17 protein-coding genes are annotated in these 14,370 nt (G+C 71.0%); 9 read left to right on the top strand and 8 right to left on the bottom strand.

All coding sequences use genetic code 11. The features are described 5' to 3' along the window. The first annotated feature begins 225 nt into the window (after nucleotides 1-225). On the top strand, nucleotides 226-462 hold the full coding sequence (locus tag ACIO5E_RS24520) for a DUF397 domain-containing protein (RefSeq protein ID WP_280683838.1): 237 nt from the start codon (nucleotides 226-228) through the stop codon (nucleotides 460-462). Nucleotides 463-500: 38 nt separating this feature from the next. Here the strand turns inward: ACIO5E_RS24520 and ACIO5E_RS24515 are convergent. Both ACIO5E_RS24515 and ACIO5E_RS24510 read right to left on the bottom strand, forming a co-directional pair. Continuing rightward, nucleotides 501-1,318 (bottom strand): IS5 family transposase gene (locus ACIO5E_RS24515; RefSeq protein WP_400671476.1). Its coding sequence is split into 2 segments (ribosomal slippage): nucleotides 501-976 and nucleotides 976-1,318, totalling 819 coding nucleotides; the frame shifts between segments, so codons are not numbered across the junction. A 45-nt stretch (nucleotides 1,319-1,363) separates the two neighbouring features. Then, on the bottom strand, nucleotides 1,364-1,948 hold the full coding sequence (locus tag ACIO5E_RS24510) for a DinB family protein (protein WP_400671474.1): 585 nt from the start codon (nucleotides 1,946-1,948) through the stop codon (nucleotides 1,364-1,366). 5 nt (nucleotides 1,949-1,953) lie between these two features. On the opposite strand from ACIO5E_RS24510, the gene ACIO5E_RS24505 reads away from it, so the two are divergent. After that, complete coding sequence (locus tag ACIO5E_RS24505) at nucleotides 1,954-2,082, top strand: hypothetical protein (RefSeq protein ID WP_400671472.1); 129 nt, start codon at nucleotides 1,954-1,956, stop codon at nucleotides 2,080-2,082. A 583-nt stretch (nucleotides 2,083-2,665) separates the two neighbouring features. Here the strand turns inward: ACIO5E_RS24505 and ACIO5E_RS24500 are convergent. Then, on the bottom strand, nucleotides 2,666-3,634 hold the full coding sequence (locus tag ACIO5E_RS24500) for a pirin family protein (RefSeq protein WP_400671470.1): 969 nt from the start codon (nucleotides 3,632-3,634) through the stop codon (nucleotides 2,666-2,668). 61 nt (nucleotides 3,635-3,695) lie between these two features. Here ACIO5E_RS24500 and ACIO5E_RS24495 point away from each other — a divergent pair, with 61 nt between their 5' ends. The 4 genes from ACIO5E_RS24495 (at nucleotide 3,696) to ACIO5E_RS24480 (ending at nucleotide 7,807) form a co-directional block, all read left to right on the top strand. Further along, the gene (locus ACIO5E_RS24495; RefSeq protein WP_400671468.1) at nucleotides 3,696-3,905 is read left to right on the top strand and encodes a hypothetical protein; all 210 of its coding nucleotides are present in this window, start codon (nucleotides 3,696-3,698) and stop codon (nucleotides 3,903-3,905) included. 202 nt (nucleotides 3,906-4,107) lie between these two features. Beyond that, entirely contained in the window at nucleotides 4,108-6,408 is a 2,301-nt protein-coding gene (locus ACIO5E_RS24490) for a xanthine dehydrogenase family protein molybdopterin-binding subunit (protein ID WP_400671466.1), read from the top strand. Beyond that, entirely contained in the window at nucleotides 6,405-7,331 is a 927-nt protein-coding gene (locus tag ACIO5E_RS24485; RefSeq protein WP_400671464.1) for an FAD binding domain-containing protein, read from the top strand. Before ACIO5E_RS24490 ends, ACIO5E_RS24485 begins: the two co-directional genes overlap by 4 nt. After that, nucleotides 7,328-7,807: a (2Fe-2S)-binding protein gene (locus ACIO5E_RS24480; protein ID WP_400671462.1), complete on the top strand. Its 480-nt coding sequence runs from the start codon at nucleotides 7,328-7,330 to the stop codon at nucleotides 7,805-7,807. The genes ACIO5E_RS24485 and ACIO5E_RS24480 overlap by 4 nt, the downstream gene beginning before the upstream one ends. Nucleotides 7,808-8,026: 219 nt before the next feature. Here ACIO5E_RS24480 and ACIO5E_RS24475 read toward each other — a convergent pair whose 3' ends face one another. From ACIO5E_RS24475 to ACIO5E_RS24465, 3 genes are all read right to left on the bottom strand, one after another. Further along, the gene (locus tag ACIO5E_RS24475; protein ID WP_400671461.1) at nucleotides 8,027-8,332 is read right to left on the bottom strand and encodes a GNAT family N-acetyltransferase; all 306 of its coding nucleotides are present in this window, start codon (nucleotides 8,330-8,332) and stop codon (nucleotides 8,027-8,029) included. A 115-nt stretch (nucleotides 8,333-8,447) separates the two neighbouring features. After that, entirely contained in the window at nucleotides 8,448-9,800 is a 1,353-nt protein-coding gene (locus ACIO5E_RS24470; protein ID WP_400671459.1) for a cytochrome P450, read from the bottom strand. Then, complete coding sequence (locus ACIO5E_RS24465) at nucleotides 9,800-10,795, bottom strand: hypothetical protein (RefSeq protein WP_400671457.1); 996 nt, start codon at nucleotides 10,793-10,795, stop codon at nucleotides 9,800-9,802. Before ACIO5E_RS24465 ends, ACIO5E_RS24470 begins: the two co-directional genes overlap by 1 nt. A 140-nt stretch (nucleotides 10,796-10,935) precedes the next feature. Here ACIO5E_RS24465 and ACIO5E_RS24460 point away from each other — a divergent pair, with 140 nt between their 5' ends. Next, on the top strand, nucleotides 10,936-11,205 hold the full coding sequence (locus tag ACIO5E_RS24460; RefSeq protein WP_400671455.1) for a hypothetical protein: 270 nt from the start codon (nucleotides 10,936-10,938) through the stop codon (nucleotides 11,203-11,205). 15 nt (nucleotides 11,206-11,220) lie between these two features. On the opposite strand, the gene ACIO5E_RS24455 is transcribed toward ACIO5E_RS24460, so the two are convergent. Continuing rightward, complete coding sequence (locus ACIO5E_RS24455; protein WP_400671453.1) at nucleotides 11,221-11,676, bottom strand: MarR family winged helix-turn-helix transcriptional regulator; 456 nt, start codon at nucleotides 11,674-11,676, stop codon at nucleotides 11,221-11,223. Nucleotides 11,677-11,897: 221 nt separating this feature from the next. Here ACIO5E_RS24455 and ACIO5E_RS24450 point away from each other — a divergent pair, with 221 nt between their 5' ends. Together ACIO5E_RS24450 and ACIO5E_RS24445 are read left to right on the top strand one after the other, a co-directional pair. Then, a complete protein-coding gene (locus tag ACIO5E_RS24450; RefSeq protein ID WP_400671451.1) occupies nucleotides 11,898-12,527 on the top strand; it encodes an isochorismatase family protein in 630 nt (209 codons plus the stop codon). Nucleotides 12,528-12,768: 241 nt separating this feature from the next. Beyond that, entirely contained in the window at nucleotides 12,769-13,086 is a 318-nt protein-coding gene (locus tag ACIO5E_RS24445) for a hypothetical protein (protein ID WP_400671448.1), read from the top strand. A gap of 354 nt (nucleotides 13,087-13,440) precedes the next feature. Here ACIO5E_RS24445 and ACIO5E_RS24440 read toward each other — a convergent pair whose 3' ends face one another. Further along, complete coding sequence (locus ACIO5E_RS24440) at nucleotides 13,441-14,364, bottom strand: alpha/beta hydrolase (RefSeq protein WP_400671445.1); 924 nt, start codon at nucleotides 14,362-14,364, stop codon at nucleotides 13,441-13,443. Nucleotides 14,365-14,370: the final 6 nt, after the last annotated feature.

Raw genomic sequence — 14,370 nt, 5'->3', positions numbered from 1 at the left:
ACGATGAAGCGCCGATGGATGCGATCATAGTTCCGTCATAGATGTGCAAACTTCACCGGCATTCACTCGATCGTGTAGTGGCGTTTTCCGCCAGCAACGAGGAATGATTCTTCTCGCTCGGCCCGCGAAATCCCGTGCGGGATTTCGCGGGCCTCCCGACAGGGGCTTCTCATTAATGCGATCAATGGGAGTGGGGTGTCGTTCGATCATGAAATAGGGCTCACGATGGAGATCTTCAACGGCATGGCGGCGGACACCATCAAGGCCAAGAGTCCATGGCAGAAGGCCAGGCGCAGCGTGAGCAACGGGTCCTGCGTGGAGTTGCGCTCGCTGGACAACGGTGAGGTGGCGGTCCGAAACAGCCGGCACCAGGGGGGTCCGGCCCTGGTTTTCACTCGCGCCGAGATCTCTGCCCTGTTGGACGGTGCCCGTAACGGGGAATTCGATCATCTGGCGGTTTGATCTTCAGCGGACGACGGATTCCCGTCTTAGAGGGTGTCTCACGTGGCAAGTTTCGCGAGCTTCTTGTAGCAGGTCGGGGCGGCGGCGAGGCCGAGGAAGGCGAGGAAGTGAGAGCCCTTTCGTTCGTATCGGACGGTGAGGCGGCGGTAGCCGAAGAGCCATGCGATCGACCGTTCGATCTTCCAGCGGTGCCGACCGAGGCGTTCGCCGGACTCGATGCCGGGCCGCGCGATGCGCGCGACGAGCCCGCGCTCGCGCAGCCAGGCCAGGTGTTCGGCGGAGAAGTACGCCTTGTCCGCGCGGAGTTTGGCGGGTCGGCGCCGCCGTGGTCCCCGGCGGGACCGGACGGCGGGTATGCCGCGGATGAGCGGCTTGAGGGCGAGGCTGTCGTGCATGTTCGCGCCGGATACGGCGACGGCGAGCGGGATGCCCTGGGCATCGGACAGCACGTGTGGCTTGCTGCCCGTCTTGCCGCGATCGACCGGGTTCGGCCCGGTCAGTGATCCCCCCTTTTGGCGCGGACGGAGGCCGCGTCGACGATCGCCGAGGTCCAGTCCACCCCGCCCCGGGCCCCGAGTTCGTCCAGCACCGCCCGGTGCAGCCGACGCCACAGGCCGGCCTCGGTCCATACCGTGAAGCGGCGATGCGCGGTGGCAGGCGACGTGCCGAACGTCGGCGGCAGATGCCGCCAGGCACAGCCGCTGGTCAGCACGTACACCACTGCTGTGAACACGGCCCGCTCGTCACACGGAGCGGTCCCACCACCTTGCGGGCGGGCGGCGAACGACGGCAGCAACGGGGCGGCCAGCTCCCAGAGTTCATCAGGAACCAGACGCTTCGATAGATCAGCACCCACGACCGGCATCATGCCGCACGAACATCAAGTCACGTGAGACGACCTCTAAGCCTTGATTGGTGCCGCCGACCTGGCGGCCTGCTCGATCTTCGCGCAGTACGCTGCACGGGCTTGCTCGTCGATCTGCTTCTCGTGTTCGGCGCGCAACCCGGTCCGGCCGTCGAGGCCCTCGCGCAGGATATCGGCGTGCCCGGCATGCCGGATGGACTCGCCGAGGACATGGACCATGATGGCGAACAGGTTCGTGTCGGCATGAGGCTCCGGCCACCACGGCACGTGGCCGGGGGCGTCGAGGGGAAGCTCGTTGATCGTCGCGTCCGAGTGTTCCCACGTGCGCCGGTAGAACCCGATGATCTGATCGCGGGTCTCGTCCTCGGTCGCCCACAGATCGCTGCCGTTGGAGTCCTGCCACCGGGGCAGCGGTTCCGGGGCAGGGCGGTCGAAGACCTCGCCGAAGTACCTGGCCTCGACGGTGGCCACGTGTTTGACCAGGCCGAGGAGGTTGGTCCCGGTCGCTGTCAAAGGTCGGCGGGCGTCGTATTCGGACAAGCCGTCGAGTTTCCAGAGCAGCGCCATGCGGTCCCGTCGCAGTCTCCCGTGCAGGTTGTCTTTCGCGAAATCATCGATCATGCGCCATGAGCCTGCCATGGGCTGCTCGTGGTCTCAAGATCCCGTACGTGGTCCGCAACGACTGGCAGAGCCGAGGCCTGGCCACGGCCGCCGCCCTGACCCGCTACAAGAAGCTCGCGAAACTTGCCACGTGAGACACCCTCTAAGTCCAGAGGCCCGTGCACCGTGGCGCGCCCTGGGAATCCCCGCCACTGGTCATCGCGGGCTTGCACATCAGCCAGGGAGACCCCGCCCCACCGGCGTCGGACCGCCTCCGCCTGAATTGCCTGCGGGGGCTCCAGACCGCCCCGGCGGCTTGACTGGTTCCGGGTGGCGATCGACTTCGGCCACGTCCGAACCGGCGGCGAATACCAAGGCCTCGTCAACGGCCAGGACATCCCGCGCTCGGAGTCCCCGCCCGGGACCATTGTCGGCTCTGGCTGGGGTGAAAGCTCTGCGGGGCGCAACAATCGGCGAGGTGCAAGCCGGACCGGTCAGCCGCCCTTGGCATCGGAGCCGCAGCTGACGGAACATCAGAGAAGTCGGCAAAAGGTCAGCATTGATCCGACCAGACCCTGCTTCAGATGGTCACACATGGGATTCGGTGAGCCCCGATCCCGACCTGTCGGGGCTCCTCGGTGGGCGGCCGATCGCACGGAGCTCCGGCCTCCGAAGGCACTGCTGATGCGTCCGTTGCGGGATGGCCTCCATGCACCGCGACGGACGCATCACCACAGGTCAGCGCACTCGCCCTCGGGGCTTCAGCGGGATGTTGGGCAGCTCCGGGGCGGGCAGTCGGGCGCCGTCGTAGCCGTGCACCTTGCCGAACCGGGAGCCCTTCTCCCAGTCGTTTCGTGCCTGTATGATCTCCTCACCGGATCGGCCGATGAAGTTCCACCACATCACGATCCGCTCCTCGAAGGGCGGGCCGCCGATCAGGACCATCCGGGCCGGGGCGTCGCCGGTGTTGGTGAGGGTCAGCGTGGTGGCCCCGGGGGCGAGGTAGCCGAGTTCGGCCGGGCGCAGCAGCGTGCCCGCCATCCGGACGTCCCCGCGGTCGACGAGCAGGCCGTGCTCGAAGGCGGGGTCGACGGCGAGGGTGGTGGTCGCGTGCGGCCGGAGCGTGAGTTCGGCGCCGAGCAGGGGTGTGAAGGTGGGGACGGGGGAGGTGTCGCCGGCGAGGGTGCCGAGGAAGACCCGCGCCTCGCCGCTGTTCAGCGGGACGGGGTGCGGTACGTGGTGCTGGAAGTCGCGCTCGGTGTTTCGATGCTGTTCGGGCAGCGCCACCCACAGCTGGACGCCGTGCAGGATCGTGGTGGCGGGGGTCGAGACCTCCGAGTGGCTGATGCCGTGGCCGCCGGTCATGAGGTTCAGCTCGCCCGGCCGGACGAGGGCGTGGATGCCGAGGCTGTCGCGGTGCTCGATCTCGCCGCTGAACAGCCAGCTCGCCGTCTGCAGTCCGGTGTGGGGGTGCGGGGCGACGTCCATCCCGCCGCTCTCGGCGACGTCGTCGGGTCCGTAGTGGTCGACGAAGCACCAGGCGCCGATCAGCGTCCGGGTTCGCTGCGGCAGTGTGCGGCGTACCGTCATCGCCCTCGGCCCGCCGAGTGGGACGTCCCGTGCGGGCAGTACCTCCACCCGGGGGCCGGCCTTGCGGTCCGGGGATTCGCCGCACGGCTCGACGGGATCGGTCTCGGTAGTGGTCATCGTGGGTCCCCTCGTCGACTCTCCATGAATGTTTTATTTTCAACTATTATGCCATGGCGTCGTGCCGTCCGACCAGTTCACCCTCACCCTCATGTGGAACGGCGCCCGCAGCACCCGGTTTCCCGACCACTCGCTGGTCGAGAAGGAGATCGAGAAGGAGATCCGGTACCACCCCGGCCCGCGCTGCGGGGCGCCGTGCGCCAGGACACCGGGTGACCGGTCGGCGCCGCCTCCCGATGGAGTGAACCGCTTCCGCTGGTGCGGCGCGTGACCCTCGGAATACGCGCAGAGGGTACAGAACTTCTCCGTCAGTGCACGCTCATTGTGGCCGCCGCATGCGAGGATTCCCGCGACGGTAGCCTCCGGGCATCGGGCATCGGGCTTCGGCTTCCGGGATGTGGATATCTCCCGAGCCGTGCAGGCGCCGACCGTCGATTTCCCGATTGCCTTGTTCGGACACGGGCCCAGGAGGTGTGTGCGTGGAGCAGTGGACCAGGCGTGAGGACGAGAGGCTCCTCACCGGAAGCGGCCGGTTCGTCGCGGACATCGCGGTTCCGGGATGCCTCGACGCCGCGTTCGTGAGAAGCCGTGTCGCGCACGGGCTGCTTCGTGACGTGGACTGCGCTGCGGCCCGCGAGGTCCCCGGAGTGGTCGGGGCCTGGTCGGCCGCCGAGCTCCCGGACCTTCCCGCGGTTCCGCACGCCCTGCTGGCGCGGCTGTCCACGGAGGAGGCCGTCGCAGGCCGGGAGTGGCCGGCGCTGGTCAAGGAGCGGGTGCGCTACCCGGGAGAGGCGCTCGCCGTCGTCCTCGGGGAGGACCGCTACCGCGCGGAGGACGGTGTGGCCGAGGTGACCTTCGCCATCGATCCGCTGCCTGCGGTGATCACGCCGGCTGCGGCGGCCATGGACGAGCCCCGTCTGTTCGACGGCCTGAGCAACACCGCTCTGCGCGGGGAGGCCGGGCAGCCCGTCGACGACTCCGTCTGGCGTGAGGCCGCCGCCGTCGTGCAGGGCCGTTACCGCCAGCAGTTGCTGATGCCCAGTCCGATGGAGTGCCGCACCATCCTCGCCGTGCCGGAGGGGGACCGCCTGACGGTCTGGTCCGGGCACCAGATGCCCCACCGGCTCAAGCGCGAGCTCGCGGCGGTGCTCGGATGGTCCGCCGACCGGATCCGGGTCGTCGTCCCCGACACCGGGGGCGCCTTCGGCTCGAAGAGCGCCGCCTTCCCCGAGTTCGTGGTCGTCGCCCACCTGGCGGTCAAGCTCGGCAGGCCGGTCCGCTGGATCGAGGACCGGCTGGAGTCGATGCTCGTCGCCACCCGAGGCCGGGGCCAGGACCAGACCGTCCGTCTGGCGGCCGACGCCGAGGGCAGGCTGCTCGCCTACGAACTGAAGGTCGAGGCCGATGTCGGTGCCTATCCGCACCTCGGGGTGGGCCTGCCCATGCAGACCGTGTGGATGGCCACGGGCCCGTACACCACCCCACGGGTGCACGCGACCCTGCGCTCCGTACTCACCAACACGATGGTGACCTACCCCTACCGCGGTGCGGGACGCCCCGAGGCGGCGATCGCCCTGGAGCGGGCCATGGACCTGATGGCACGCCGACTGAACATCGATCCCGTGGAGCTGCGGCGGCGCAACTTCATCCCGCCCGAGGCGTTCCCGTACGAGACGCCCACCGGCCGACGCTACGACAGCGGCGACTACTCCGGCGCTCTGGACCTCGCCCTGGAGACGTTGGACTACGCCGCCTGGCGTGCCGAACAGGCCCGCCGCCGCGAGGATCCGCAGGCCCTCCCCCTGGGCATCGGCGTCTCCTGCTACGTCGAACGCTCCGGCGGCGAGCCCGGCGGTCTGCACGAGTTCGGCAGCGTCGAGGCGCACGTCGACGGCACCGTCGCCGTACGATGCGGTGCCGCGCCGAGCGGGCAGGGGCACGAGACGGTCTTCCCCGCCCTGGTCGCGAAGGCCCTCGGCATCGCGGCGGAGCGGGTCCGTCTCGTCGAGGGGGACACCGATGAACAGCCCGACGGGCTGGGATCGTTCGCGAGCCGTTCCGCGCAGGTGACCGGGGCGATGCTGCAGCACGCCGCCGCCATGCTGATCGAGCAGGCGCGCACGCGTGCCGCCAAGCGGTGGGGCCTGCCGGTCGACGAGGTCGAGTGGGCCGACGGGGTCGTCCGCGCGGCGCGGGACGACCCCGCCGTCGCCGATCTCGCCGAACTGGTGAAGAGCACCGGTCCGCTGCGCGTCGAGGAACGCTTCGAGGCCGGCATGGCGTTCCCCTTCGGCGCGCACGTCGCGGTCGTCGAGGTGGATCCGGAGCTCGGCACCGTCCGCGTGCTGCGGCTGGTCGCGGTGGACGACTGCGGCGTGGTGCTCAACCCCACCGTGGTGCACGGCCAGGCGTTCGGGTCGGTCGTGCAGGGCCTCGGCCAGGCCCTCTACGAGGGCATGACCTTCGGCGAGGACGGCGTGCCCCACCTGGCCAACGGCTTCCTGGACTACCTGCTGCCGACCTACAGCGAGATCCCACCCATCGAGATCAAGGACACGTGCACCCCCAGCCCCGGCACCCCGCTGGGTGCCAAGGGCGCGGGGGAGTCAGGGTGTATCGGCACCCCGGCCGCCGTCGTCAACGCCGTGGCCGACGCGCTGCCACTCGCCGATCCCGACCTGCTGCAGATGCCGCTCACCCCGGACGTCGTGTGGCGGGCAGCGCGCGCCCCGAAGTTCGAGGAGGCCCCGAAATCGGAGGAGGACAGCCGGTGAAACCTGCCGCGTTCGACTACGTGCTGCCGAGCACGATCGCCGAGGCCGTCGAGGCACTCGGGGAGGGGAGCCGACGGACCCAGGTGCTCGCGGGAGGCCAGAGCCTGCTGCTGGAGATGCATCTGGCACGGATCCGCCCGGACCTCGTCGTCGACATCAACCGCCTGGCCGGCCTGGACCGGATCGACGTCAACGGGAACGAGGCGCGCGTCGGCGCACTGGTCCGCCACCGCACCTTCGAGTCGGCGGACGCGGTGCCGGGGCCGCTCGGAAGGCTGCTGTCCCTGGCGGTGGTCAACATCGCGCATCCGCCCATCCGGTCCCGTGGAACCATGGCCGGGAGCTTCGCCTGGGCCCACCCGGCCTCGGAGTGGTGCGCGATCGGCCTCGCCCTGGACGCCACCGTGGAGGTGACCTCGCGCGAGGGGATGCGCGAACTCGCCGTACGGGACTACTTCCTCGGCCCGTACCGCACTGAGCGCAGGGCGGACGAGCTGATCACCGCGGTGCGACTCCCGCTGCTCGGCGAGGAGTACGGGGTCGGCTTCATCGAGCACCGGCGCACCCACTTCTGCTTCGCGCAGGTGGCCGTCGCGGCGGCGCTGACGGTGCACGACGGGGTGGTGACCTACGCGCGCATCGGACTGGTCAACAGCGCCGACCGGCCGCTGCGTGCGCGGGCGGCCGAGCGGTCGCTGATCGGCGCCGAGCTGCCGCCTCCCGGCAGCGGACACCCGCGCGGGGACCACCCGTTCGCCCGCGCCGGACAGATCGCCGCGCACGAGGACGCCGCGCCCGTGGCCGAACCCTACGCGGACGTCGCTTACAAACGGCAGGTCCTGGCCGTTCTGGTGGCCCGGACGCTCGCTGACGCGGACGCGGACCGACGGTCGCGCGCCGCCCGCACGGGGGAGGACCGATGAAGATCACGCTCACCGTCAACGGCCGAGGCTACGAGCTCGACGTCGAGCCCCGGCGGCTGCTTGCCGACGTCCTGCGCGACGACTGCGGCCTGACCGGCACCCATCTGGGCTGCGAGCACGGCATCTGCGGCGCCTGCACGGTCCTGATGGACGGCCAGGCGGTCCGCTCGTGCCTCGTCCTGGCGGTCCAGTGCGACGGGAGCTCGCTGCGCACCGTGGAGGGCCTGGCGGACCCGGGGGGCGAACCTCACCCGCTGCAGCGGGCCTTCTCGGCCGAGCACGCGCTCCAGTGCGGGTTCTGCACCCCGGGATTCCTGATGGTGGCCGCCGAAGCCCTTGAACGCGATCCGGCGATCGCCGACAAGCCGGAGGCCGTCGAGGCGGTCGTCGGCTCCAACATCTGTCGCTGCACCGGCTACGAGGCGATCCGGCGCGCGGTCACCCGCGCAGCACGCGAGTGCCGGGGCAGCGAGTGATCCCCCGCCCGCAGCTCATCGGAAGAACCGTCAAGGAGTGCACACGGCCGCGGACGGAGGGATCCGCGGCGGAGTGGTCGACGTCCACGCGCACTGGCTCCCGCGCGAGTTGCCGGCCCCGCCCCCGGGAACCCGTACGGGCCTGCCGGCCCGGTCACCATCCGGCGCTTCGCCTGACCCGGGAGAATCATCCGTCCCGTCCCGGGCCGGTGCGGTGGGTCAAAGCCCGAAGCGGGCGCGGTGGGTGGCGGGGACGAGGTCGGCGTACTCGGGGTGCTTGGTGATCCAGCCGCGGATGAAGGGGCAGTAGGGGAGGACGGCGAGCCGCTGGTCGCGTGCCGTGTCCAGGGCGGCGCGGGCCAGCCGGCCGCCGAGGCCGCGGCCCTCGAAGCGGGGGTCGATCTCGGTGTGGATGAAGGCGATCTCGTTGCCGGAGCGGTGGTACTCGGCGAAGCCGGCGAGTTCGCCGTCGTCGTGGATCTCGAACCGGGACTTCTCGGCGTGGTCGGTGACGGACTGCTCCATGGTTCCTCCTCGTGCGGTCGGATCGCCTGGTCGGCGCCCTTGACTATAGTTGAAGAATCAACATTTGTCTGCGGTCGGTGCGCGATGGGGCGACGGCTTCGGCGCGCCCGGCCGCTCACCGCGGTTCGGCGATGAGCAGCGGGCCGCGCGGGCGGACGGTGGCGGCCGTGGCGCTCTCCCGGACCGGGGTGGCCGTGGCCGGCCTGAGCCGCAGGCGGGCGAGGACGGCTGCGGCGACGACGAGCATCTCGGTCCAGGCGAAGGACTCGCCGACGCACTTGTGGCGGCCGGCGCCGAAGGGGATGAACAGCTCGGGGCGGGCAGGATTCCGGGGGCGGCGCCAGCGCTCGGGATCGAACCGCAAGGGGTCGGGGTAGAGCTGCGGGGAGCGGTGCAGTGCGGTCGGGCTGAAGAGGACCTCCGTCCCCGGGGGCAGGAGGGCGCCGCCGTAGTGGAGCGGCGCCACCGTCCGGCGCATCAGGATCCAGTTGGGGGTGTGGAGCCGGAGGGTCTCGCTGATCGCTTGCCCCGTTCGCTCCAGGCGCGGCAGGTCCTCCAGGGATACGGCGCCGTCGTCGGCGACGGCGCGCACCTCCGTGCTCAGCTCGTCCTGGAGGCCCTGGTGCCGGGCGAGTTCGTGGAAGAGCCAGGCGAGCGTGGTGGCGGTCGTCTCGGTGCCGGCCAGGAGCAGCGACACCGCCTCGTCCCGGATCTGGGCCGGCGCCATGGCGAGTCCGGTCTCCTCGTCGCGGGTGGTCAGCAGCAGGGACAGCAGCGTGCCGTCCGGGCCCTGATGCCGGACGGCGGCCCGGGTGACGATCTCGTCCACAGTGGTGCGCAGGTCCCGGACCGCCGTGTCGAAGCGCCGGTTGGCCGGTACGGGCAGCTTCTCCAGCAGCGTCGACGGGTAGAGCGCCCGCTGGACGAATCCGGTGAGGACCACGGGCACGGCCCGGTCGATCCGGGCCTTCTGGGCGTCGCTCAGGCGGGTGGCGAACAGTGCCTCGACCACGATGTCCCGGGCGAGTTCATGCATCCGTGGCTCGATCGGCGTCGGCCGTCCGGGCTCCCAGCGGGACACCGCCGCTGCTGCCAGTCGCGCGGTCAGCGCGGCGTACCGGCGGATGCCGTCGCGGTGGAAGGCCGGCTGGACCAGGCGCCGTTGGCGGAGGTGGAACGCACCCTCGGAGGTGAACAGGCCGTTGCCCAGCAGGCCGCGGGCCTTGTCGAACACGAAGCCCTTCTCGGTCTTCGCGGCGTCCTTGACGAGCAGCCGGTGGACCAGCTCGGGATCGGTGAGCACGTGAACCGGCCTGCGCCACAGGTTGATCCGCACCACCGGACCGTGGTCGGCCAGCGACTGGAGGAAGGGCAACGGGCGGGTCAGCAGTGGGAGCAGGTGCCCGAGCAGGGGCAGGCGGCCGGGCGCGCACGGCACCGTGGCGGGAGGGGCGTCGTCCTCGCGCATCAGTGCCCCGCCGTGGGGGTCGGCACGTCGAACCGGGAACTGCTGCGGGACCAGTCGATGTGCCCGCGCAGCCACAGCCCGAAGCTCCGGGCGTACGCGGAGGCCGCGTCGCTGCCGTTCGCACGGATGGTTCGGCTCAGCTCGACGAACGCGCGCATCTCGGCGTCACGCATGGCTACGGCCGACCGTCGGGCCTCAGCCGGAGAGCAGCAGTGGTGGCGGGCCAGGACCTCGACCAGATTGTGGCGGCCCTGGCCGCCCGCGGCCTCCTTGGCGTGGGAGTACAGGTCGTTGTCCCAGCTCACCAGATTCGCGGTGAGGTCCCTGAGCCTGCGCATCGCCGGGCCGTCCGCCGCCGTGGCCGGGACTTCGTAGCCTGCCGCGATGTCGACCAGGGCGAGGCAGGAGTACGTCGCCCCGGCGTGCCTGCGCATGGCCACGTACTCGGACAGGCCCGGTACCGTGCCCGCCTCGCGGTTGGCGGCCTCCCACACCTGGGCGGAGAGGTACTCGCGGACGGCGCACTCCCACCGGAACAGCTGCGACGGCGAGGCCTGCGCGGCGACCCGGTCGCGGACCTCCCGCAGGGCCACCGCGTAGGCGCCGACCGGCCCGGACACCTCGCCGCCGGGCGGCTCGGGGTCGATCACCCGGGCGAGCAGGGCGGTCGTACGGGCCAACGGTCCCGGGCGGTGACCGTGTTCACGGTCCTCGCAGTACCCGTCGTCGAAGGCGAAGAGCCACACGTACCAGTCGGACAGCAGGCGCAGCATCTCGGCGGAGACCTCGGGGTTGGTCCGTGCGGCCAGGTGGCCGCTGCGCTGGCGCCCGATCCGGTCCGACTGCCGGAGGCGCCCGTCCAGCAGTCGGTGGCGCGCCAGCCAGTCCAGGCTCTGCCGGTCGGCCTGCTCGGCGTGGGGGTTCGTCAGGGAGGGGAACGGGCACCACAATTCGTCCGGAGTGCTGTGTGGTTGTCCGCCGTGGAGATCGGTCATCGCTCTGCCGGCCTTCGTCTGGTGTGGGGTCGCAGCGGCCTCCGTGCCCCGCGACGATCGCGTGGGGCCGCCCGGCCTGCGCGGGAGGCCGAAACTAGTCCGTCTCGGCGCCGGACGATGGACTGCGCGCGCATCCGTACTTGCCTCCCGGCGCACAGCCGGCCGGATTCCTCGGTAGCGGGGCGCCCAGGAGGGCGTGCGCGCCGAGCAGACGCGCCGAAACCAGGACGGAGTCCGGCACCGGCACCGGGGGCGGCGACTCTCCCGGACGGCACGACGGGAGCGACTACGACAACCTCTCGCCCGCCGGGCAGGAGTGGCGAGGCGTCGCCATCCGCTACGAGAAGACCGCGACCAGCGACCTCGCCGGGCTCCACATCGCAGGCATCTTCCTCTGGTCCGCCCGGTGATCCAAACGAAACTGCCTAGTTCTCGCGCCGGGCCTCGCGCTGGAGATCGGCCACGCGGTGGAGGGCGTCCTTGAAGGCGGCGTACTCCCGCTCGCCCAGCGCCTTCGCGTGGCGCTGCTCGATCGAGCGCATGATGGCGGTGGCCGCCTCCATCTGGAGCAGGCCGCGTTCGGTGGGGTGGATCAGTTTGGCGCGGCGGTCCGCGGGGTCGGGTCGGCGTTCGACGTAACCCAGGCGTTCGAGGTCGTCGACGAGGGTGCCGATGACCTGCTTGTGCTGGCCGGAGGCGCGGGCGAGTTCGCTGGCGCGGATGCCGTCGGCACGCAGGTAGGCGAGCACGGCGCCGGCGCGGGGCTGGATGTCGTCGAAGCCCTGTTCGGCGAGCGCGGTGAACAGCTCGCGCTGGACGGAGAAGAGCACCCGGGCGGCGAGCACGCCGAGGTCCGGTTCCGCCGCCTGGTGTCCGGTCAACGCCTCTCCCGCTTCCGCCGCCTCTGGGCCCGTCCGCCGCTCTGCCCTGTGACCAGCAACTTTAGTCGCCTGCCCGGTGGGTCCGGGGACCACCCTCGGTGCCCCGCTCTGACCAGTGCTTGCGCCCCGGAGGGCCGGGGTGTAGCGTCAAAGTAGTCACTGAATTTGACTATCAAGATTAGTGACTAATGGAATCGTGACCCAACCCCGAGGAGTGCGAGATGAGCGAGCACGGCAAGTTCCTGGAGCCGGTCACCCGGGAGAACGCCGTCGTGATCCTGGTCGACCACCAGGTGGGCCTGCTGTCCGGCGTCCGGGACATCCCACTCGGCGAGCTGAAGCACAACGTGGTGGCACTGGCGCGCGCGGCGACCGTGCTGGGCATCCCCCTGGTCGTCACCACCACCGCGGCCGACAGCATGTGGGGACCGACCACACCGGAACTGGTCCAGGCCCTGCCGGCCGGACAGCGGATCATCGACCGCAGCACGGTCAACGCCTGGCACGACAGTCGGGTCCGCGAGGCCATCGAGGCCACCGGCCGGCAGAAACTGATCTTCGCCGGAGTGTCGCTGGAGGTGTGCGCGGCACTGCCCGCGATCGCCGCGACGGCCGCCGGGCACCACGCGTACGTCGCCGTCGACGCCTCCGGCACCTTCAGCCAGGCCAAGCGCGAGGCGGGACTGCTACGCATGCAGCAGGCGGGCGTCACCGTCTCCGACTACGCCACCCTCATGGTCGAGGCCCTGGCCGACAACGCCGCCCCCGAGGCCGGCGACCTCTACGCCGCCCTCGACATGCCCTTCGCTGTCCTGGTCGGCCAGATCTCGGCGGCCGCCCGCCCCGCGTAACGGCCGGCGCGGCGCGCGCCCATCCCGCTCGGCCGTCACCCGTCCACGCCACGGGGGGATCTCCCGCATCCACAAGGTCCGGCATCCACAGGGGAGTTGGGTCAGGCATGAGGTGCGGCAAGATGCTCTCGGCGGGCGCCGCAGCCGCCACGGTCCTCGCGGGGCTGCTGGCCTCGCCGGCGGAGACCGCGACCCGCCCTGGCGCGAGACCACATTGTCGCCCGATCCCTTCCCGGCCCTGATGACGGTGCCCGACAATCGCAGCCACGTCCCCGGCGACATCCTCCCCGCGTTCCTGCGGTCCTACCTGGCCTTCACCGGGGGCCGGGTCCCAGACGGGTTCATCACCGAGATCCACGACGGCACCCTGCACTGGCCGGCGACACCGCCCGGCAGGGCGGGTCCGACCTGGCCCGGGTTCCACACCGCCCGTGAGAAGAACCGGTGCGCTCGCGACCAGTGGGCCTGCCCGGCCAGTCCGGTGGCCTGCCGCATCCCGGTGACGGTCTGCGGGCCGTTTCCCGACGGCACCCCGGTGGCCGCGCCGCCATCGTTGTGAACGAGGGGGCGGTGAAGCGCGGCCGCAGGTTTTCCGGCACGATCGGCAGGGATGACGGCACAGCCACCGGCACCTGGACCTCCCTTGTACTGCCACGCACCACGCGCGGCGCGTCCTTGACCTCCGGCAAGGACGGATGCCGCGTTTGACCCGATCCGCCGCAGCGCGTCCGGACCAGCCCGCCCGGGGCGCCGTCACCGCGCACCGTCGTCCACGCCCGCAAGTACTGGCCTGACACGGAGGCTCTCGTCCGATACCACGGCCCTGCTTCTGCGCGGGTGACTCGTGTTGTCGCCTCTTCACTGCGAAGGTCGGAGCCGTCCGGCCTGCTGTATGGCCAGAGGGCTCCGAGTTCTACCGGACTGACGTGGCCGCGGTGTCGGAATTGTGGACGTGCTGCGTGAGGAAGAGGGCTGCGCGGTCCAGTGCCTGGTCGGCCTCGTCGAGCACGCCGGCGAAGGACTGGAACACGTGGGGTACGTCGGCGGTGATGTCGAGGATCACGTCCACTCCGGCTGCGCGGGCGCGGGCGGCCATGCGGGTGGAGTCGTCCAGGAGCACTTCGTCAGTGCCGGCCTGGAGGAGCATCGGAGGGAAGCCCGTCAGGTCGGCGAGGACGGCGGGGCTGAGCATGGGCTGGTGCGGGTCGGCTCCCGCCAGGTACATGGCCCCGGTGTGTCCCAGGCTCTCGCGGGTGAAGAACGGGTCGATGCCTGCCTTGGTGTCCATGCTCTCGCCCGTCCGGGTGGCGTCGAGGCCGGGGGAGAAGGCCACGATCGCGGCGGGCATCGGGAGACCGGCGTCGCGGGCGGCGAGGCAGGTGGTGACGCTGAGGCCGCCGCCGGCGGAGTCCCCGGCGAACGCGATGGTCGAAGGGTCTTCGCCGCTGTCGAGGAGGGCGCGGTAGGCGCTCAGCGCGTCCTCGATCGCGGCCGGGAACGGGTGCTCGGGGGCGAGCCGGTAGTCCAGCGAGTACGCCGTGAACCCGGTCCTGGTCACGAGGTTCCCCGTGAGCGACAGCGCGGTCTCGGGGGAGCCGAACACCCAGCCGCCGCCGTGGAAGTACAGGATCGTCCCGGTGCGCGTCCCGGTACCCGGCTCGACGTACAGCGCCGGTCGGTCGCCGAGCGCCGTCTTGGTGATGCGGAGTCCGTCCGGGACGACCATCTGGGCCATCATCGCCTTGAATCCGGCTCGGAGCGCCTCGACCGGCTGGGGGCCGTCGGGCCGGGGCTGCCGCAGCATCGTGCTGACCTGCGTGCGCTGTTCCTTGCTCATGACGCG

It is taken from the genome of Kitasatospora sp. NPDC087314, from assembly GCF_044744365.1.
Lineage (GTDB): Bacteria > Actinomycetota > Actinomycetes > Streptomycetales > Streptomycetaceae > Kitasatospora.
This window is presented reverse-complemented; position numbering and strand designations above follow the sequence as displayed.

Bases quoted from the DNA above. Each gene is read 5' to 3' on its own strand.
- ACIO5E_RS24475 (WP_400671461.1), bottom strand. From the start codon at position 8,332: ATGGAGCAGTCCGTCACCGACCACGCCGAGAAGTCCCGGTTCGAGATC.
- ACIO5E_RS24445 (WP_400671448.1), top strand. From the start codon at position 12,769: ATGACGGTGCCCGACAATCGCAGCCACGTCCCCGGCGACATCCTCCCC.
- ACIO5E_RS24465 (WP_400671457.1), bottom strand. From the start codon at position 10,795: ATGACCGATCTCCACGGCGGACAACCACACAGCACTCCGGACGAATTG.
- ACIO5E_RS24440 (WP_400671445.1), bottom strand. From the start codon at position 14,364: ATGAGCAAGGAACAGCGCACGCAGGTCAGCACGATGCTGCGGCAGCCC.
- ACIO5E_RS24510 (WP_400671474.1), bottom strand. From the start codon at position 1,948: ATGATCGATGATTTCGCGAAAGACAACCTGCACGGGAGACTGCGACGG.
- ACIO5E_RS24500 (WP_400671470.1), bottom strand. From the start codon at position 3,634: ATGACCACTACCGAGACCGATCCCGTCGAGCCGTGCGGCGAATCCCCG.
- ACIO5E_RS24505 (WP_400671472.1), top strand. From the start codon at position 1,954: ATGAGCCTGCCATGGGCTGCTCGTGGTCTCAAGATCCCGTACGTGGTC.
- ACIO5E_RS24470 (WP_400671459.1), bottom strand. From the start codon at position 9,800: ATGCGCGAGGACGACGCCCCTCCCGCCACGGTGCCGTGCGCGCCCGGC.
- ACIO5E_RS24450 (WP_400671451.1), top strand. From the start codon at position 11,898: ATGAGCGAGCACGGCAAGTTCCTGGAGCCGGTCACCCGGGAGAACGCC.
- ACIO5E_RS24480 (WP_400671462.1), top strand. From the start codon at position 7,328: ATGAAGATCACGCTCACCGTCAACGGCCGAGGCTACGAGCTCGACGTC.
- ACIO5E_RS24520 (WP_280683838.1), top strand. From the start codon at position 226: ATGGAGATCTTCAACGGCATGGCGGCGGACACCATCAAGGCCAAGAGT.